Origin of the sequence: Delftia sp. S65 (assembly GCF_016516495.1) — a bacterium.
Taxonomy (GTDB): Bacteria; Pseudomonadota; Gammaproteobacteria; order Burkholderiales; family Burkholderiaceae_C; genus Comamonas; species Comamonas acidovorans.
In genome coordinates, this window is record NZ_JACVUR010000003.1 from 142,535 (window position 1) to 160,398 (window position 17,864).

16 protein-coding genes are annotated in these 17,864 nt (G+C 68.6%); 8 read left to right on the forward strand and 8 right to left on the reverse strand.

Annotated elements, in window-relative coordinates; all coding sequences use genetic code 11:
• Positions 1–101: 101 nt before the first annotated feature.
• The 4 genes from hrpA (at position 102) to IAE24_RS04365 (ending at position 6,571) form a co-directional block, all read left to right on the forward strand.
• A complete protein-coding gene (gene hrpA, locus IAE24_RS04350; protein WP_199959736.1) occupies positions 102–4,184 on the forward strand; it encodes an ATP-dependent RNA helicase HrpA in 4,083 nt (1,360 codons plus the stop codon).
• Between the two features lie 266 nt (positions 4,185–4,450).
• Positions 4,451–5,101: a cysteine hydrolase family protein gene (locus tag IAE24_RS04355; RefSeq protein ID WP_199959726.1), complete on the forward strand. Its 651-nt coding sequence runs from the start codon at positions 4,451–4,453 to the stop codon at positions 5,099–5,101.
• Between the two features lie 61 nt (positions 5,102–5,162).
• Positions 5,163–6,065: a LysR family transcriptional regulator gene (locus tag IAE24_RS04360; protein WP_199959724.1), complete on the forward strand. Its 903-nt coding sequence runs from the start codon at positions 5,163–5,165 to the stop codon at positions 6,063–6,065.
• 2 nt (positions 6,066–6,067) lie between these two features.
• Positions 6,068–6,571 carry a hypothetical protein gene (locus IAE24_RS04365; protein ID WP_065345108.1) on the forward strand — a complete coding sequence of 168 codons (504 nt, stop codon included), beginning with the start codon at positions 6,068–6,070 and terminating at the stop codon, positions 6,569–6,571.
• A gap of 1 nt (position 6,572) precedes the next feature.
• On the opposite strand, the gene IAE24_RS04370 is transcribed toward IAE24_RS04365, so the two are convergent.
• Positions 6,573–7,112, reverse strand: a complete 540-nt coding sequence (locus IAE24_RS04370; protein ID WP_065345109.1) for a pyridoxamine 5'-phosphate oxidase family protein — start codon at positions 7,110–7,112, stop codon at positions 6,573–6,575.
• A gap of 238 nt (positions 7,113–7,350) precedes the next feature.
• Between IAE24_RS04370 and IAE24_RS04375 the strand changes: the two genes are divergently transcribed.
• The 4 genes from IAE24_RS04375 (at position 7,351) to IAE24_RS04390 (ending at position 10,687) form a co-directional block, all read left to right on the forward strand.
• Positions 7,351–9,048 carry a long-chain fatty acid--CoA ligase gene (locus tag IAE24_RS04375; RefSeq protein WP_199959722.1) on the forward strand — a complete coding sequence of 566 codons (1,698 nt, stop codon included), beginning with the start codon at positions 7,351–7,353 and terminating at the stop codon, positions 9,046–9,048.
• Between the two features lie 24 nt (positions 9,049–9,072).
• Positions 9,073–9,498, forward strand: a complete 426-nt coding sequence (locus IAE24_RS04380) for a GNAT family N-acetyltransferase (protein ID WP_228676871.1) — start codon at positions 9,073–9,075, stop codon at positions 9,496–9,498.
• A 61-nt stretch (positions 9,499–9,559) separates the two neighbouring features.
• The gene (blaOXA, locus tag IAE24_RS04385; RefSeq protein WP_199959720.1) at positions 9,560–10,363 is read left to right on the forward strand and encodes a class D beta-lactamase; all 804 of its coding nucleotides are present in this window, start codon (positions 9,560–9,562) and stop codon (positions 10,361–10,363) included.
• Between the two features lie 105 nt (positions 10,364–10,468).
• Entirely contained in the window at positions 10,469–10,687 is a 219-nt protein-coding gene (locus tag IAE24_RS04390; protein WP_013801743.1) for a hypothetical protein, read from the forward strand.
• 73 nt (positions 10,688–10,760) lie between these two features.
• Here IAE24_RS04390 and IAE24_RS04395 read toward each other — a convergent pair whose 3' ends face one another.
• The 7 genes from IAE24_RS04395 to IAE24_RS04425 all read right to left on the reverse strand — a co-directional run bounded on the left by IAE24_RS04395 (position 10,761) and on the right by IAE24_RS04425 (position 17,823).
• Positions 10,761–12,410, reverse strand: coding sequence for a PepSY-associated TM helix domain-containing protein (locus tag IAE24_RS04395; protein ID WP_199959719.1), 1,650 nt, complete (start codon positions 12,408–12,410; stop codon positions 10,761–10,763).
• The gene (locus IAE24_RS04400) at positions 12,407–12,745 is read right to left on the reverse strand and encodes a hypothetical protein (RefSeq protein ID WP_097201948.1); all 339 of its coding nucleotides are present in this window, start codon (positions 12,743–12,745) and stop codon (positions 12,407–12,409) included. The genes IAE24_RS04395 and IAE24_RS04400 overlap by 4 nt, the downstream gene beginning before the upstream one ends.
• Positions 12,726–12,998: a hypothetical protein gene (locus IAE24_RS04405; protein ID WP_199959717.1), complete on the reverse strand. Its 273-nt coding sequence runs from the start codon at positions 12,996–12,998 to the stop codon at positions 12,726–12,728. The genes IAE24_RS04400 and IAE24_RS04405 overlap by 20 nt, the downstream gene beginning before the upstream one ends.
• 82 nt (positions 12,999–13,080) lie before the next feature.
• A complete protein-coding gene (locus IAE24_RS04410) occupies positions 13,081–15,234 on the reverse strand; it encodes a TonB-dependent receptor (protein ID WP_013801747.1) in 2,154 nt (717 codons plus the stop codon).
• Between the two features lie 158 nt (positions 15,235–15,392).
• On the reverse strand, positions 15,393–16,292 hold the full coding sequence (locus tag IAE24_RS04415; protein ID WP_141831295.1) for an NAD(P)/FAD-dependent oxidoreductase: 900 nt from the start codon (positions 16,290–16,292) through the stop codon (positions 15,393–15,395).
• Positions 16,279–16,764, reverse strand: coding sequence for an Rrf2 family transcriptional regulator (locus tag IAE24_RS04420; protein WP_199959709.1), 486 nt, complete (start codon positions 16,762–16,764; stop codon positions 16,279–16,281). The genes IAE24_RS04415 and IAE24_RS04420 overlap by 14 nt, the downstream gene beginning before the upstream one ends.
• Positions 16,765–16,830: 66 nt before the next feature.
• A complete protein-coding gene (locus tag IAE24_RS04425) occupies positions 16,831–17,823 on the reverse strand; it encodes a tripartite tricarboxylate transporter substrate-binding protein (protein ID WP_034395494.1) in 993 nt (330 codons plus the stop codon).
• Positions 17,824–17,864: the final 41 nt, after the last annotated feature.

Consider the following 17,864-nt stretch of genomic DNA (forward strand, 5'->3'; position numbering starts at 1 on the left):
CTGGCATGCGGAGGTTTTCATGCGGGCGGCACAGGGCAGGCGTATGGAAATCTGCAGCCGCGTGGCGCCGCCGGCATGGCGCGGGGATAATCCAGCCCCTTATGCCTTTGAAGATCAGCTTCCCTGAATCCCTGCCCGTATCCGCCCGCCGTGAGGAAATCATGGAGGCCATGGACCGGCACCAGGTCATCATCGTGTGCGGCGAGACAGGCTCGGGCAAGACCACGCAGCTGCCCAAGATCGCGCTGGCGCTGGGCCGGGGCAAGGTCAACGCCACGCCCGACGACAAGGGCCAGGTGCGCGGCCACCTGATCGGCCACACGCAGCCGCGCCGCATTGCCGCCAGCTCGGTGGCCAAGCGCATTGCCGAGGAGCTGAACACGCCGCTGGGCGATGTGGTGGGCTACAAGGTGCGCTTCCAGGACCGGCTGTCCAAGGACGCCTCGGTCAAGCTGATGACGGACGGCATCCTGCTGGCCGAGACGCAGACCGATCCGCTGCTCAAGGCCTACGACACGCTGATCATCGACGAGGCCCACGAGCGCAGCCTCAACATCGACTTCCTGCTGGGCTACATCAAGCAGATCCTGCCCCGGCGCCCCGACCTCAAGGTGGTGGTGACATCGGCCACCATCGATGCCGAGCGGTTCTCCAGGCATTTCGAAGGCCCCAAGGGGCCTGCGCCGGTGATCATGGTCTCGGGCCGCACCTACCCCGTGGAGATGCGCTGGCGCCCCTTCGAGGAAAAGCGCGACCACGACCTCAACGACGCCATCGCCGAAGGCGTGGACGAGCTGTGGTCCGGCGGCGTCAGCGGCGACATCCTGGTGTTCCTGCCCGGCGAGCGCGAGATCCGCGAGGCGGCCGACCACCTGCGCAAGCACCTGGCACAGCAGCCCGTGCTGCGCCATGCCGAGGTGCTGCCGCTGTTCTCGCGCCTGTCGCAGGCCGAGCAGGACCGCATCTTCGACAGCCACACGGGCCGGCGCATCGTGCTGGCCACCAACGTGGCCGAGACCTCGCTGACCGTGCCCGGCATCCGCTATGTGATCGATGCTGGCACGGCGCGCGTCAAGCGCTATTCCTTCCGCAGCAAGGTCGAGCAGCTGCTGGTCGAGCCCATCAGCCAGGCAGCGGCCAACCAGCGCGCGGGCCGTTGCGGCCGCGTGGCCAACGGCATCTGCATCCGCCTGTACGACGAGGCCGACTTCGGCACGCGCGCGCGCTTCACCGACCCTGAAATCCTGCGCTCCTCGCTGGCCGGCGTCATCCTGCGCATGAAGTCGCTGGGCCTGGGCGACGTGGTGAACTTCCCCTTCCTCGAATCGCCCTCGGGCCGCGCCATTGCCGACGGCTACCAGCTGCTGGGCGAGCTGGGCGCCGTGGACGAGCGCGGCGAGCTGCTGCCCATGGGCCGCGAGCTGTCGCGCCTGCCGCTGGACCCGCGCGTGGGCCGCATGATCCTGGAGGCGCGCACGCGCGGCGCCGTGGCCGAGGTGCTGGTCATTGCCTCCGCCCTGTCCGTGCAGGACGTGCGCGACCGGCCGCTGGAGGCCCAGCAGCAGGCCGACCAGCAGCACGCCAAGTTCGACGACGAGAAAAGCGAATTCAGCGGCTACCTGCGCCTGTGGAAATGGCTGCAGGATGCGCGCGGCGGCAAGGTGGTGGCCAAGAGCCGCAAGGAAATGGCCACGGCCCAGGCGCCTGCCGCCAAGCCATCGGCGCGCAATGCCGCCTTCCTGCCCGTGGCCCAGCGCAGCGGCGGGCAGAGCGTGGCCGCCCCGGCGGCCGAGGCGCTGGCGGCCTTCCATCCGCAGGACACCGGTCCCGGCACGGATGACGAGCCCTCTCACAAGCTCAGCAACCGCCAGTGGGAGCAGCTGCTGCGCCAGAACTTCATCAACATCCGCCGCGTGCGCGAATGGCGCGACATCCACTCGCAGCTGCTGACCGTGGTCAACGAGCACAAGTGGAAGATCAACACCGAGGCCGCAGGCTACGACGCCGTGCACCTGTCCATGCTGTCCGGCCTGCTGGGCAACCTGGGCTACAAGGGCGATGAAAGCGACGCCTACCTGGGCGCGCGCGGCATCCGCTTCTACCCGCACCCGGGCGCCCACCTGTCCAAGAAGCCGGGGCGCTGGATCGTTGCGGCCGAGCTGGTGGAGACCTCGCGCCTGTACGGCCGGGGCATCGCCGCCATCGATCCGCAGTGGCTGGAGGAAGTCGGCGCCCACCTGCTCAAGAAGCAGCTGCTCGATCCGCACTGGTCCAAGAACCAGGCCGACGTGGTGGCGCTGGAGCGCGCCACGCTCTACGGCCTGGTGATCTACAACGGCCGGCGCATGAGCTATGGCCGCATCGATCCGCAGTCCGCGCGCGAGATCTTCATCCGCCAGGCCCTGGTGGAGGGGCAGTGGGATACGCGCTGGCACTTCCTGCCCGCCAACCTCAAGCTGGTGCGCAAGGTCGAGGAGCTGGAGCACAAGAGCCGCCGCCAGGACGTGCTGGTCGATGACGAGCTGATCTACGCCTTCTACGACCAGCAGATCCCCAAGGACGTGTTCAGCGGCGCCACCTTCGACCATTGGTTCCGCGAGGCGGCCAAGGAAAACGCCGACCTGCTGCGCCTGTCGCGCGACGAGCTGATGCGCCACGAGGCGGCCGGCATCACCACCCAGGCCTTTCCCAAGGTGGTCAAGCTCGGCGGCGTGGACTGCACGGCCAGCTACCTGCACAGCCCGGGCGACGCGCGCGACGGCATCACCGTCACCGTGCCGCTGTTCGTGCTCAACCAGGTCAGCGACGAGCGCGTGGAATGGCTGGTGCCCGGCATGCTCAAGGACAAGCTCCAGGCCCTGCTCAAGAGCCTGCCGCAGCGCCCGCGCAGCCGCTTCGTGCCCCTGCCCGAAAGCGCCCAGCGCCTGGCCGAACTCTTCACCACGCCCGAACGCTGGGGCCAGGGATCGCTGATCGATGCCCTGCTCAAGCAGGTGCGCGACGAGACCTCGCTGGACGTCAAGCGCGCCGACTTCAAGCTGGACATGCTCAGCCCGCACCTGTTCATGAACTTCCGCATCACGGACGAGCATGGACGCCAGCTGGGCCAGGGCCGCAACCTGGGCGCGCTCAAGGCCGAACTGGGCGCCAAGGCGCGCGGCGCCTTCCAGGCGCTGGCCGCGCTGAAGGTGGCTTCGGTCACCGAGGCTCCTGCTGCACCCGCTGCCAACGCCGCCACCGCGCCCGAAACCGGCAGGAAGCCTGCGCCCGCTGCCAAGGCGGAAAAGCCCGACCAGGCCACGCCTGCCAGGAATGCCAAGCCCAGCCAGCCCGCCGACAGCCGCTACAAGGAATGGAGCTTTGGCGAGCTGCCCGAGCTGATGGAGATCGGCCGGGGCGGGCAGACGCTGATCGGCTTCCCTGCGCTGATCGACCACGGCGATGCCGTCGGCATCGAGGTCTTCGACGAGCCCGAGGTTGCGGCCGCACGCCACCGCGTGGGCCTGCGTCGCCTGTTCGCGCTGCAGATCCGCGACGCGCTCAAGTACCTGGAAAAGAACATTCCAGACCTGCAGAAGATGGCCGTCGCCTACATGCCGCTGGGCACGCAGGAGGAACTGCGCGAACAGATCATCGACGTGGCCATAGACCGCGCCTTCCTGCAGGAGCCGCTGCCCACCAACGACGCGCAGTTCAAGCAGCGCGTGCAGGACGGACGCGGCCGGCTGACGCTGATCGCCAACGAGGTGGCGCGCATGGCCTCCACCATCCTGGTCGAGTACGCGGCGGCCCAGCGCAAGATCAAGGACACCAAGAACGCGCCTGACGCCACGGCCGACGCCGCCCAGCAACTGCAGCGCCTGGTGCCCAAGAACTTCATCGCGGCCGCGCCCTGGACCCAGCTGCAGCACTACGCGCGCTACCTCAAGGCCATCACCAGCCGGCTGGACAAGTACCGCGCCGACCCGGCACGCGACGCCAGCCGCCTGACCGAGCTGCGCCCGCTGGAGCAGCGCTACTGGCGCCTGGTGGCCGAGCGCAAGGGCCACATCGATGCGCGCATGCAGGAGTACCGCTGGATGCTGGAGGAGCTGCGCGTGAGCTTCTTCGCCCAGGAGCTGCGCACGCCGTACCCGGTCAGCATCAAGCGGCTGGACAAGGTCTGGCAGCAGCTGCAGAACTAGCGCCGTGCCGGCCTGCGGCCCTTTCTTGAGCGGGAGGGCCGCAGGCCATGTTTCAACGCGGCATCGCCAGCTTCACCGGCACGCGGCCGGTTGGAGCGATGCAAGGCCCAAGGCCGTATGCGCCATCACAGAGATGGGGCATTTTTCAAAGCACGGGCGATCTGTGCAGAACCTGCACAGATGCTGGCCGCTCCATGGCGTTGCGGCGGGGCCTGTGCGTTTCTAGACTGCAGGCATCAACCACTTCCCGTTTTCAGGAGCACTGCATGTCACTCGCAGAACAGGCCAGCCAGGCCATCCAATCCACCAGCCATCCCACCCTCCGCGCCCTTTCAGGCGCGCCGGGGCGCAGCCAGTTGCCACGGGGTGCCACGGCGCTGCTGGTCATCGACTTCCAGAACGAGTACTTCAGCGGCCGCCTGCCCATCCCGCGCGGCCCGCAGGTCCTGGAGCAGGCCCGGCGCCTGCTGCAATGGGCCGATGCCGGCCAGGTTGCCGTGTTCCACATCCAGCACATTGCCCCTGAAGGTGCGCCCGTGTTCGCCGTCAATGGCAGCACCGTCCAGTTCCACCCCGGCCTGCAGCCGCGCGCGGGCGACACCGTGGTGCAAAAGCGCAGCGTCAGCGCCTTCGTCGGCACCGACCTGGCCGACCAGCTGCGCGCGCGTGGCATCACCACCGTGGTCATCTGCGGCCTCATGACCCACGCCTGCGTGGCCGGCGCCGCACGCGATGCCGCGCCGCTGGGCTTCGAGGTCGTCGTGGCCAGCGATGCCGTGGCCACACGTGCCATCACGCGCAGCAATGGCGAATCCGTGGACGCCGACAGCCTGCACCGTGCCGCGCTGGCCGAGATCGAGGATGTGTTCGGCGATGTCATGCCCACGGACGGCATCCTGGAGCTGGCGCTGCGCTGAGCGGGCTGGGCGGCATCGGCGGTCCATGCTCCACAATCCCCGCCAAAGGAGTGCATGAGCAATGGACAGATGGCAAGCCATGCGGGTGTTCTGCGGCGTGGTGGACGCGCAGGGTTTCACGGCGGCCCAGGACCGGCTGGGCATGACGCATTCCACGGCGTCGCGCCATGTCAAATGGCTGGAGTCGGAACTGGGCACGCAGCTGCTGCAGCGCAATTCGCGCGGGCTGAGCCTGACCGAGGCGGGGCGCAGCTACTACCTCAGTTGTGTGCAGTTGCTGGAGCAGCTCGATGCGGCCGAGGCCGCACTGGCGCAGCGCCGTGCGCGCGTGGCGGGCGTGCTGCGCATCACGCTGCCGCTGGCCGTGGGCGCCATCGAGCTGGGCGACTGGCTGCCCGAGTTCGAGCAGCAATTCCCGGATCTGGAGCTGCAGCTGCTGTGCACCGACCGGCTGGTGGACCTGGTGGCCGAGGGCGTGGATGCGGCCGTGCGCATCAGCCGCCAATTGCCGGACAGCGGGCTGCAGGCGCGGCTGCTCACGCATTCGCCGCTGGTGCTGGTGGCGTCGCACGCCTACCTGATGCGCCAGGGCGTGGTGCAGGCGCCCGAGCAATTGGCCGAGCACCGCGCGCTGGCCTTTGCGGCGGGCCCGGCCCCATTGCGCTGGAGCGTGGTGTCCGGGCAGGGCGCCGTGACCGAGGTGCAGCCGCACACGGCGCTGCGCACCGATTCGGTGGCCACCATCTTCGAGGCTGCACGCGCAGGCCGGGGCATTGCGGCGCTGACCTGGCATACCGTGCGCTCGGCCGTGGAGCGCGGCCAGCTGGTGCGGGTGCTGCCCTGTTTTCATCTGGGGCAGTACAGCTACCACGCGCTGTATCCGCGCACGCGGCATCTGCGCCCGGCCGTGCGCGCGTTTGTGGATTTCATGGCGCGGCGCTATCGGCAGGGGCCGGGCGGCTGAGCATGGTCTTCTGGAGCCGGCCACTGGATGCGCAGGAGCAGGCCTTTGTGCGCACGCATTTCGGCGCCTCGCTCGATGCGCTGCTGCCGCGCCTGCGCCTGTACCAGCGGCGCCTGGGCGATACGCGCAGGGCGCTGTCCATGAATGGCGGGCGCATCTTCATGCCGCGCGCCTTCTTCACGCAGTCCGATCCGCGCCAGCCGCTGCGCCTGTCGCATCCGCAGATCGCAGGCATCTTTGCCCATGAGCTGCTGCACCAGTGGCAGCGCCTGCAGGGCATGCCTGTCACGCGGCAGGCCGCCTGGCTGCAGTTCAAGGCGCTGTGCACGCGCAGCGATCCGTATGCCTATGAGCGCTGCGATGATCCCCGGCGCATGCTGCAGCGCTTTGTCCATGCCCAGGTGGAGCAGCAAGGCCAGATGTGGGAGGACCATGTGCGCGCCTGCGTGGCGGGGCAGGGCGATGCGGCGGGCGCCCTGATCGCGGCCCACGTGCGGGGCGCGTGAGTCAGCTGGCCTGGATGCTCAGTGCTTCGATCAGGTCATGGGCCGACACATCGCGCGCCGCGCCAAAGCCCGCCACGTGCCGGGCGATGGATGGCGTGATGCAGACAAAGCGGAAGTCGCCCAGATCGGTCATGAACGCGGCTTCGGGGAAGCGCAGCACATAGCTGTCGCGCGCGCCATCGGCCAGCACGCTGCCGGGCGGCGGTGTGCTGGCCACGCCTTCAATGGCCACGCGCTCCAGTGCATGCACGCCCTCGCCGTCCACTTCGGCCGCGCACACCAGCAGGCTGACGGCCGGGTGCAACTCCATGGCCCGCGTGTGCGCTGCCAGTGCGCTGACGTGCAGCACAAAGCAGCCAAACTGCGCATTCCAGGCCCAGGGCACCATGGACAGCCGGGGAGCGGGCAGTGCATCGCCAGCCCCGGGGGCAGGGGAGTCGGCGGGCTGGGTGGCCAGGGCCGCGCTGCGGTGGCGGGCCAGCAGATCGCGCAGCGACAGCTGCAGGCGGGACAGGTGGGGCATGGCGGGCGTGGAGGGCATGGCGCCATCGTACCTGTGGCGTACCTGTGGCGTACTTAAGGCGTGCCCGTGGCCGGCTTGCGAAAGCACAAGGCGAGTTGCGGTGCCAGCGGTATGCCATGGGCGCTCAAGCGTCACTTTGGCGACGATCTCCTGGGGCCTTCCCCAATGCCGGGAAGCGGGTGTGGGCCTAGCCTCGCTGGCAAGGCGGATTGCCGCCGTCCCTTCCACTCACCGACACTTCAAAGCCCATCCACCCATGCCCTCCCAGCCCGCGCACCACGCTTTCTGGCCCAGCCGCCTGCCCCATTCCATCACCGTGCCCGCTACCAGCGTCTGGGACAACCTGGCCGTCAATGCGCGACGCTACCCGGACAAGGCAGCCATCCGCTACTTCGGCAGCTCCATCAGCTACCGCGAGCTGTGCGAGGGCACGGAGCGCATGGCGGCCTACCTGCACAGCCTGGGCGTGCAGCGCGGCGACCGCGTCATTTTGCTGATGCAGAACACGCCGCAACTCATCCTGGCGCACTACGCCATCTTCCGCGCCAATGCGGTGGTGGTGCCGGTCAATCCCATGAACATGGCCGAGGAGCTCAGGCACTACATCACCGACGCCGACGCCAAGGTCGCCATCACCACGGCCGACCTGGCCCCCGAACTGGCCAAGGCCAGCAATGCGCTGGCGCCCGGCCAGCGGCTGGAGCACCTGGTCGTCACCCAGTTCACGGACGCCTTCGATGCCGGGGTGCAGGGCGACGACGCCCCGCCCGTGCAGTGGCACGACTGGCTGCTCACCCGGCGTGAGCCGGCCGTGCTCGATGGCGGCAGCGTCCACACCTGGCAGCAGGCCATGGCCTGCACCGAAGCCGCGCCGCCCCATGTGGTGGGCCGCGACGACATGGCCGTGCTGCCCTACACCAGCGGCACCACGGGCCACCCCAAGGGCTGCATGCACCCGCACCGCTCCATCAACCACAACGCCGTGGCGGGCAGCTACTGGGGCAGCGGCACCAGCGAGACCGTGGTCCTGGCCGTCGTGCCCATGTTCCACATCACGGGCATGGTCTCGGTGCTGCACACGGCCATCTTCGTGGGCGCCACCCTGGTCGTCATGCCGCGCTGGGACCGCGAGCTGGCGGGGCGGCTGATCTCTCGCTACCAGGTCACCAGCTGGACCAACATCCCCACCATGGTCATCGACCTGCTGGGCAGCCCCAACTTTGCGCAGTTCGACCTCACCAGCCTCAAGTACATCGGCGGCGGCGGTGCGGCCATGCCACAGGCCGTGGCCCAGCGCCTGCTGGAGCAATACGGCCTGCGCTTCAGCGAGGGCTATGGCCTGACCGAGACGGCCGCGCCCACGCACAGCAACCCGTTCGAGCATCCCAAGCAGCAATGCCTGGGCATTCCCTTCATGAGCACCGAGGCGCGTGTCATCGACCCCGAAACCGGCGCCGATGTCCCACAGGGCGAGCAGGGCGAAATCGTCGTCCACGGCCCCGAGGTCTTCGACGGCTACTGGAAGCGGCCCGACGCCACGGCCCAGGTCTTCATGGAGATCGATGGCAAGCGGTTCTTTCGCACCGGCGACCTGGGTCACGTGGACGAGGACGGCTACTACTTCATCACCGACCGCCTCAAGCGCATGATCAACGCCAGCGGCTTCAAGGTCTGGCCGGCCGAGGTCGAATCGCTGATGTTCCGCCACCCCGCCATCCAGGAAGCCTGCGTGATCTCCACGCGAGACGCCTACCGCGGCGAGTCGGTGAAGGCCGTCGTCGTGCTGCGCGCCGGCAAGGAAGACACTACGGCCGAGGACATCATCCAGTGGTGCCGCGAGAACATGGCCGTCTACAAGGCGCCCAAGATCGTGCAGTTCGTCAAGGCCTTGCCCAAGAGCGGCAGCGGCAAGGTGATGTGGCGGCAGCTGCAGGAGGCGGAGGCCCAGGCCTAGGAGCAGTCACAGTCCACAGGCCCAATGTCCGGGACCATGGTCTGCGACTTGCCCCTGATCCGCCGCTACGCCCCAGCCGACCTGCGGGGTGCCTATGAACTGCTCATTTCCAATGGCTGGGGCCATCGCATCGCCAGCCAGGACTATCTGGAGCGCCTAATCGGTGCGTCCCAGGCCGTGGAGGTGGCTGTGGCGGGCAACCAGGTGGTGGGTTTTGCGCGCGCCATCACGGACGGGCTGTCCAATGGATACCTGTCCATGGTGGTGGTTGCCCCCGGCTACCGGGGGCAGGGCATAGGGCGAAGGCTGGTCGAGGCCGTGACGGGTGCCGATCCCGGGATCACCTGGGTGCTGCGGGCCGGCCGTGAACAGGCCCCGCAGTTCTTTGCCAGGCTGGGCTTTGTCGCATCCGAAGAGGCGATGGAGCGCCGACGGGCTCGCGGCACATGACGGATTTCCAGGGCCACAGCCCGTCTATCATCGCGCGCCAGTCCTCATGAAACATTGATCAATGCGCCGATTCCTTCCCGTGGGTGCCGCAGTGGTGGCCGTGGCCTTTTTCTGCATTCCGGCCACCGCGCACGAACTGTGCACCCTCGTCGCCGATGCCGACACAGGCCAGTCCCTGGTGCACAGCGGCCCGGCCTGCGCCGAGCGGGTCACGCCGGCCTCCACCTTCAAGATCGCCATCAGCCTGATGGGCTATGACGCCGGCATCCTGCAGGACGAATCCCGGCCCGCGTGGCCGTACCAACCGGAGTATCCGGACTGGGGCGGCGATGCCTGGCGGCGCGAGATCACGCCCCAGGCGTGGATGAAGGACTCGGTGTTCTGGTACTCGCAGCAGGTGGCGCGGGAGCTGGGCCAGCAGCGGTTTGGCGCCTACGTGAGGGCCTTCCAGTACGGCAACGAGGATGTCTCCGCCGTTGCCGTGGCCCATCCCGGCCACAACGGCGCGTGGGTGGTGTCCTCGCTGCGCATCTCGGCGGCCGAGCAGGTGGCCTTCATGCGCAAGATCGTGCGCCGGGAATTGCCGGTGAGCAGTCAGGCCATCGCCATGACTGCGCGCATCACCCGGCACCCCGTGCCTGTGAATGGCTGGACCGTGCATGGCAAGACCGGCACCGGGTCGCCCGGCAGCGACAACCGCTACGATGCCAGCCGGGCCTACGGCTGGTATGTGGGCTGGGCCACCAAGGACCAGCGCAGGCTGGTGTTCGCCACGCTGATCCAGGATGAGCAGGCCCAAAAGCCCAATGCCGGTCTGCGCGCACGCGATGCCCTGCTGCAGCGACTGCCTGCCGCGGACCGCTGACAATGCACGGGCGTTTTCCTTTCCGCACCTCGCCCACATATCTCCCACACATCTCCCGCACCTCGCCCACATATCTCCCGCACAAGAGCGACAGACCGACACCCGATGAAGACCATTGACGAAATGCTGAACCTGGACCTGCTCACCCCCGAGCAGCACGTTGAGATCAGCGACTGGATTGCCCGCGCGAACTCCCCCGAGGAAATACTGCAGATGCCCGCCCCTCTTTGGCAGGCCGTGGAGCGGGCCAGCGAGGCCATGGGCGTCAATGCCGATCTTCTGCGGCCGCCCTCGCTGGATGCGGGCGGCGCCATTTTCGGATAGACCCAGCAGCGGGGATGGGCCGGCCCACCAGGCAACCGGCCCACCTGCGCACTCCCATGGCGTGCCGGCCAGGTCAGCTGGCCGGTGCCGGTGAGTCCTTGGTGTCCTGATGCGCCGGCTTGTCGCGCGGCGCGGACCACACACTGTCCTGCGGGCCGCTGCGCGTGCGCCGTGCCGTGGCACGCGCCATCCAGGCCAGGGCCAGCACGCCGGCCACGGCCGTCAGGTCCAGGCCGATCAGCGAGGTGTCCACCCACGCGCCGGTGCCTGGCGCCAGCCAGCCCAGCAGCGATGACAGCGCGATCGCGGCCGTGCAGGCAGCGGCCAGCCACAGCAAGGGCGGGGCCGCGCGCGCCGCGCCGCGAACGAAGGCCCAGGCCACGCTGGTGAAGAACACGGAGTAGTAGATGCCCATGTGCCATGCGGCCAGGTCATCGACGCGGCCCGGCAGCCACTTGGCGGCGGCAATGGTGGCGGAAATGCCGGCCACGCAGCCCAGGCAGACGCCGACGGTAGCCGAGGCCATGAGGGCCGTGTCGCGCCGCTGCACGGGCAAGTCTGCGCCCTTGCGCTGGGCCTTGCGCCGCGTCTCCACCCACAGCAGATTGCCGCCGTAGAACAGCCATGCGCCCGCCAGGCCCAGCAGGAAGTACAGCCACCAGACCGCGAGTCCGCCGAAGGAGGCCATGTGCAGCGCGAAGAAGCTGCTGATGAACAGGTTGGGCGTGCTCTGTCCGCCTGACAGGTAGTCGGCCGAGATCAGCTTGCCGCTGTACGGATCGAGCATGGCAAAGCCGCCCACGGCGCGCGGCGATACGGCCTGGGGATTCCTGCCCCAGACGCGCACGGTGGGCTTGAGGCCGGTGACCTGGGCGTACTGCAGTCTTTCGGGCTCGAAGCCGGGCGCGGCGGCCTTGACGATCTCCACCAGCTGCGAGGGTTTGAGCATGTCGGCCGGATTGCGTGCCGGCGCATCCGGGGCCTTGCCCGAGGGGCGCGAAAAGGTCTGGGTCCATTGGCCTTCGTGGATCAGCCTGTCCTGCACGTCGAAGATCTGGTCGTGGTAGGCGAAGACCACGGCGCTCAGGGCCATGACGATGTGAAAGGGCAGGCTGACGATGCCCACCACGTTGTGCGCGTCCAGCCACATGCGCTTGAGGTTCCTGCCCACGCGCAGGGCGAAGAAGTCCTTGACCAGCGAGGGCAGCAGGATCACCACGCCCGACACCAGGGCCAGGAAGTACAGGGCCGAGATCGCGCCCATGATCCAGCGGTTGGGGTCCGAGTCCACGGGCAGGCCGACCACGCGGTGCAGCACGTCGATGAACTCCACCAGGCGGGACGGGCGCTGCTCGCTGATCTGCACGCTGCCGTCGGCCGACAGCTGGGCCGTGTAGTGGCGTACGGCGCTTTCGTCATGGTCGTCGGCCTTGGAATCGCGCACCTGCCATTGCAGGCGCGGTATGGCGTTGTCGCCCTGCAGCTGCACGATGGCGCCGCGCGCGGCCGCCGGCGTGCTGGCCAGGGTCCGGGCGATCAGCGGCTGCACCTCGTCTATGGGCACGGCCTGCACCACGGCGGCCGGCGGCGTGGACCATCGCCGGATGGGTTCCTTGAACACCGTCAGCGCACCCGCGTAGAAGGCGATGAACAAGGCCATGCCGCTGAGGATGCCCGTCCAGGTGTGTACGGATTTGTAGATGCGGATGTGGTCGGCTCTCATGACAGGCCTCCTGCGCTGCTGTGCATTGCCGCGCGCACCAGCCACCAGGCGGCCAGGGCCAGCGCGTTGGCCCCGCCCAGCCAGGCCCAGGCGCGCAGGCCGCTGGAGAAGAAATACACCAGGGACTGCACCAGCAGCCAGACCGGCGGCACCAGCCACATGACCAGCTGCCCGCTCACCGCCAGCGGCATGCCGTGCAGCAGGGCGGCCAGCAGGCCACTGGCGCTGATCGCCAGGCCCAGGCCCAGCAGCAGGCCGGCCAGGGTCTTGGAGATCCAGTCCGGCCGGATGGGGGCCGGCTTGCGCGGGCGGGCCTCAGGGTGTGCGTCGGCCATGGAACAGCGCTCCGATATAGGGCAGCAGGGCGAAGGCCAGCATCAGCAGGGTGAGCCAGGTGAACGTGGCGGCCAGCGTCCGCATGTCCTGGGCGAATGCCAGCCAGCCCGCTACGAGCAGGCCGCCCCCAGCCAGGAGGGCAGGCCGGCGCGGCCAGGCGGCCGCCCATAGCCGCTGGTTGGGCGAGGCGGCGTAGATGCACAGGCAGGCCAGCGAGGTGGCAAGCAGGCCGGCGACGGTGAAGAACGGCATGGAAATTCGATCGTGGGATGCAAAAGACCCGGCGGGACACAACATGCGCCCCGCCGGGTGGCCCGCGCAGTGCGTCAGGCGGTCAGAACGACACGGTGGCCGACAGCCGGAAGGTGCGCGGTGCGCCGGGCATGACGAAGCCGTCGGTGAACATGCCGATCCAGTAGTTCTTGTCCGTCACGTTCTCCACGCTGGCATTGAAGCGCACGGGCGTGGCGCCGAACCTGGTCTCGTACTTGGCCATCAGGTCGAAGCGGTTCCAGGCCGGGGCGCGCAGCTTGTTGCCGGAGTCCACCCACTGCGAGCCGGTGTACAGCACGCGGCCGCCGACCGACAGGCCCTGCACGGGCGTTTCCCAGTCGATGCCGATGCGCGCGCGCAGCTTGGGCACGCCGTAGTTCTCACGGCCGGAGTTGATCTGGCGCGACTTGATGTACTCCACCCCACCCAGCAGCGACAGCGTCTGCGTGAGCTTGCCGAAGGCGCTCCACTCCAGGCCCTTGAGGCGCTGCTCGCCATCGAGCACCTGGGCATTGCCGCTGTTGGTGATGATGGACGGCTTTTCGATGCGGAAGGCGCTCAGCGTGTGCGTGGTCTGGCCCGCCTGCAGCTTCACGCCCACCTCGCCCTGCTTGGTCTGCATGGGCGCCAGGGTCTCGCCGGTGTTGGCAAAGCCCGCGCCCACGGTGCGGCCGGGCTCCAGGCCTTCGGTGTAGTTGGCGTACAGCGAGACGTTGTCGCCCCAGGGCCGCACGACCAGGCCGGCCATGGGCGAGACGCGGCTCTTGCTGTAGTTGGACGACACGCCGTTGACCAGCGGCGTCTTCACCGTCTGGTGGCGTGCACCCAGCGTCAGCAGCACCTTGTCGTTGGCGAAGCTCATCACGTCGGCCAGGGCCAGCGAGCGGAATTCGTTCTCGGTGGTGTAGCCCTTCCACTGCGGCGCGCCCGGGAAGGTGGGCGTCGTCGGCTCGTACATGTTGGTGGTGTAGCAGTAGTTGCAGGCCGTGTTGTAGGTGCCTTCCTTGTGCTTGAGGATGTTGAACGACAGTTGCAGACGGTGCTGCACGCTGCCCGTGCTCAGCTTGCCGATGACGCCGGCCTCGGCCGTGCGGCGCTCGGATTCGGTATGCACGTTGTAGATGGCGCCGCGCGTGGTGCCGTCCAGGCCCGTGACGATGGCGCGGGTGCCGAACAGCAGGCCCTTGCCCTGCGCCTCGGAGGCGCCGAAGGCGAAATAGCCCTGCCAGTTCTGCGTGAAGTCCACCTCGGCACGCGCCAGCAGGCCGCTGTTGTCGTACTGGCCGTGGGTGCCGCGGAACATGTTCACGTCGCCGCTGGGCGGTGCCAGCAGCCGGCCCACGCCGGGGATGGCCGCGCTGCCCAGGAAGCTGAACATGCCCGGGCTGCCGCCGTCGATCTTGGTGATGCTGTTGTACAGGTCCAGCGAGAAGCGGGCCCTGTCGCCCAGGTAGTCCAGGCCCAGGGCGCCCACGCGGCGCTTCTGGCTCTCATCCTTGGCGCCCATGTCGCCCGAGCCGTAGACGCCGTTGAAGCGCAGGCCCAGCCGCTGCTCGGGGCCGAAGCGCCTGCCCACGTCGGCATGCATCTGCAGGTAGGAGTCCGAGACGTAGGTGGCCGTCAGGTCGGCCATGGGCTGGGCCAGCGCGCGCTTGGTGACCATGTTGACGGAGCCGGCCACGCTGGCCAGCGGCGGCATGCCGGACAGCAGCACGTTGGGGCCGCGCATCACCTCCACTCGCTCGAACATCTCGATGGGCACCGAATTGGCCGGCGCCACGCCGTACAGGCCGTTGGTGGCGATGTCCATGGCGGTCACATCCAGGCCGCGCAGGTTGAAGTTCTGCAGCAGGTGTCCCTTGTTGGTGGTGAAGACCACGGCCGCATCGTTTTCCAGCACATCCTGCAGCGACAGGGCGGACCAGTCCTCGGCCAGCTCGCGGGTGTAGGCGTTGACATGCACCGGCGCGTCCACGATGGAGGTGGCGCCCAGAATGCCCAGGCGTGCACCCTTGGCGGCCTTGCGCCCCGGTGCCAGCGTGGGCAGGTCCTCGCGCTCGTACTTGTCGCGCACGTCGATCTGCGACAGCGTCGGCGTCGTTGCGGTCGGCGCCTGCGCTGCATCCTGTGCGATCGCCGTGGACCCGGCGCCGGCGGCCAGCATGGCCAGAACAATGGAGTTGAACCGCAGCGCGCGGCCGTTGGTGGTGTGCATGGACTGGACTCTTGATGTTGTGGATGTCAATGAGAATCAGTCTTAATTATATTTATGGATTTAGTTAGCATGGGAAGTTGTTGTATCCACGCATCGTCCGGCGGGCAGTTGATCTGCGTCCATGCACGGGCCCAAGGCCCGCCCCCATCACCACCCCATCACCACCCCATCATCGACCGGTGCGCGCCAATGCCTGCCATGGCGCCATCGCTCACCGCCATGGCCACGTTGCCGGCCGCGCGGGCCGCGTCGCCACAGGCGAACACGTTGGGGACGCTGGTGGCCTGGCCTTCCGCGACCTTGATGAAGGTGCCCATGGGGCCTTCTTCCAGGGCGCAGCCCAACTGCTCGGCCACGGGGCTGGCGATGCGGGTGCGCGGCTGGGTGAACAGGCCGTCCATCACCAGGCGGCGGCCATCCTGCAGCACCACGTCGGCCCGGCCTTCCAGGCGGGCGATGGGCGTGGTCTCCACCTGGGTGCCCCGGCGCGCAAGGGTGGAAAGTTCTTCGGCGCCGGGCGTGTAGGCGCCGTTGAGCAGCAGTGTGGTCTGGCCCCAGTCGGGCAGCATGACGGCGTGATGGTGGGCCAGGGCCGAGCTGGCGATGATGCCGATGCGGCCCGCATTCATCTCGTAGCCGTGGCAGTACGGGCAGTGAAAGACGCTGCGGCCCCAGCGCTCGGCCAGTCCCGGCACGGGCGGCAGGCTGTCATGCACGCCCAGCGCCAGGACGATGCGGGCGGCGCTGATGGCCGTGCCCGCTGCACGGAACTCCAGCCGGCCATCGGGCGCCACGCGGGCGTCCTCGGCCGTGCCGTCCAGCCACTGCACGGTGGGATAGGCCATCAGCTGCTGCCGGGCCTGGGCGGCGATCTGGGCGGGGGCCACGCCATCCTGGGTGAGAAAGCCGTGCGATGTCTCGCCGGCCTGGTCCACGAAGCGGTTGCGCCGCAGTCCGGCATCGACCACCAGCACCTGGCGGCGCGCGCGCGCCAGTTGCAGCGCGGCGGACAGGCCGGCATAGCTGCCGCCGATGACGGCGAAATCAACGTGTTTCATGCGAGTGCTCCTGCAGTTGGTGCCAACCCTGACCGCCTGCTGCGCGATGGCGGGCCAGGCGGGCGTGGAAGTCATGGGACAGGGCAGCCAGCGTCACCGTGCCCAGGCGTGCAAGCAGGGCGGCCTCGGCCTGCTGCACGGCGTTGCTCAGGGCTTCGTTCACGGCCTGGGCGACCAGGCATTCGGGCCGGTCTTCCCTGAAGCCCAGCGCCACCAGGCCGGGCGCGCCCAGGGCCTCATGCACGTCGCGCAGCGTGGTGCGGTCCAGATCGCAAGACAGCACCCAGCCCCCGCCATGGCCCTTGGCGGAGGTGACAAGGCCTGCATCGCGCAGGCCCGACATCAACCGGCGCAGCACGACCGGGTTGGTCTGCAGCGCGGCGGCGAGCATGTCGGAGGTGGCAGGTCCATCGCCCTCGGCCATGTGCAGCAGCACATGGAGGATGTCCGAGAATTGGCTGTTCTGTTTCATGCAACATTATTTGTTGCATGAGTGTGGCCTTGTCCCGTGAAGGGGAATGGGCCTGCCGCCGACTGATCAGGACTCTCCCGTGAACCCGATCTGCTTGACCAGCGAACTCCAGCGCTCGAACTCGGCCTGCTGGTCGGCCGCCATTTCCTGCTGCGTGCTGCCGCGCGCCAGCAGGCCCAGGGCGGCCAGCCCGTCGATCACGGCCTTGTCCTTGAGCGCGGCCGTGATGGCCGCGTTGGCGTTGGCAATGGTGGTGGCCGGGGTCTTGGCGGGAGCGTAGAAGCCGAACCATTCCTCCACCGTGACATCGGGGAAGCCCAGTTCGGTGAAGGTGGGCACGTCGGGCAGGAAGGGCGAGCGCTGCTTGCCCGAGGTGGCCAGCACGCGCAGGCGGCCCGCCTTCAGGTACTGCAGGTAGTCGCCGCTGGGGTTCATGGTGGCCGCGACCTGGCCGCCCACCAGGTCGGTGATGCTGGGTACGGTGCCGCGATAGGGCGCGTGCTTGAGTTCCACCCCCGAGCGCAGGCTCAGCAGCGCGCCCAGCAGGTGCGGCATGGAGCCCGCGCCCGGCGAGCCGAAGTTGGCCCGGTCGGGGTGGGCCTTGGCCCAGGCTAGGAAGTCCTTGAGGGTCTTGACCTCGGCCGGCACGGCAGGCCCCACGGCCAGGCCGTGGTAGATGACGGCGCCGATGGAGACGGGGATCGCATCCTCGGGCTTGTAGGTCAGCTTGGGGTAGATGTGCGGGTAGACCGAGAAGGCGGACACGGGCGCCAGCGCCAGCACCGAGCCGTTGGGCGGGGCGTTCTTCAGGGCCTCCACCGCGATGCGGCCACCGGCGCCGGGCTTGTTTTCCACAAAGCCCGGCCCTTTGCTGTAGGGCGTGCCGCCCAGCCGCTCGGCCACGCGGCGGGCCACGCTGTCGCCCGAGCTGCCTGCGGGAAAGCCGTACATGATCTTGACCTGGTCCAGTGCCTGGGCCAGGGCCTGCAGTGGCGACAGCGACCCCAGGGCGGCGGCGCTGCCCAGGGCCTGGACGAAATGACGGCGATGCATCTGCATGGATGTCTCCTGGTGAAATCGAAAAAAGGAAAAGCTGGAAA

Bases quoted from the DNA above. Each gene is read 5' to 3' on its own strand.
- IAE24_RS04425 (WP_034395494.1), bottom strand. From the start codon at position 17,823: ATGCAGATGCATCGCCGTCATTTCGTCCAGGCCCTGGGCAGCGCCGCC.
- IAE24_RS04380 (WP_228676871.1), top strand. From the start codon at position 9,073: ATGTCCGGGACCATGGTCTGCGACTTGCCCCTGATCCGCCGCTACGCC.
- IAE24_RS04355 (WP_199959726.1), top strand. From the start codon at position 4,451: ATGTCACTCGCAGAACAGGCCAGCCAGGCCATCCAATCCACCAGCCAT.
- IAE24_RS04390 (WP_013801743.1), top strand. From the start codon at position 10,469: ATGAAGACCATTGACGAAATGCTGAACCTGGACCTGCTCACCCCCGAG.
- IAE24_RS04400 (WP_097201948.1), bottom strand. From the start codon at position 12,745: ATGGCCGACGCACACCCTGAGGCCCGCCCGCGCAAGCCGGCCCCCATC.
- IAE24_RS04405 (WP_199959717.1), bottom strand. From the start codon at position 12,998: ATGCCGTTCTTCACCGTCGCCGGCCTGCTTGCCACCTCGCTGGCCTGC.
- IAE24_RS04375 (WP_199959722.1), top strand. From the start codon at position 7,351: ATGCCCTCCCAGCCCGCGCACCACGCTTTCTGGCCCAGCCGCCTGCCC.
- IAE24_RS04410 (WP_013801747.1), bottom strand. From the start codon at position 15,234: ATGCACACCACCAACGGCCGCGCGCTGCGGTTCAACTCCATTGTTCTG.
- IAE24_RS04360 (WP_199959724.1), top strand. From the start codon at position 5,163: ATGGACAGATGGCAAGCCATGCGGGTGTTCTGCGGCGTGGTGGACGCG.
- IAE24_RS04415 (WP_141831295.1), bottom strand. From the start codon at position 16,292: ATGAAACACGTTGATTTCGCCGTCATCGGCGGCAGCTATGCCGGCCTG.
- IAE24_RS04395 (WP_199959719.1), bottom strand. From the start codon at position 12,410: ATGAGAGCCGACCACATCCGCATCTACAAATCCGTACACACCTGGACG.
- IAE24_RS04420 (WP_199959709.1), bottom strand. From the start codon at position 16,764: ATGAAACAGAACAGCCAATTCTCGGACATCCTCCATGTGCTGCTGCAC.
- hrpA (WP_199959736.1), top strand. From the start codon at position 102: ATGCCTTTGAAGATCAGCTTCCCTGAATCCCTGCCCGTATCCGCCCGC.
- IAE24_RS04365 (WP_065345108.1), top strand. From the start codon at position 6,068: ATGGTCTTCTGGAGCCGGCCACTGGATGCGCAGGAGCAGGCCTTTGTG.
- IAE24_RS04370 (WP_065345109.1), bottom strand. From the start codon at position 7,112: ATGCCCTCCACGCCCGCCATGCCCCACCTGTCCCGCCTGCAGCTGTCG.
- blaOXA (WP_199959720.1), top strand. From the start codon at position 9,560: ATGCGCCGATTCCTTCCCGTGGGTGCCGCAGTGGTGGCCGTGGCCTTT.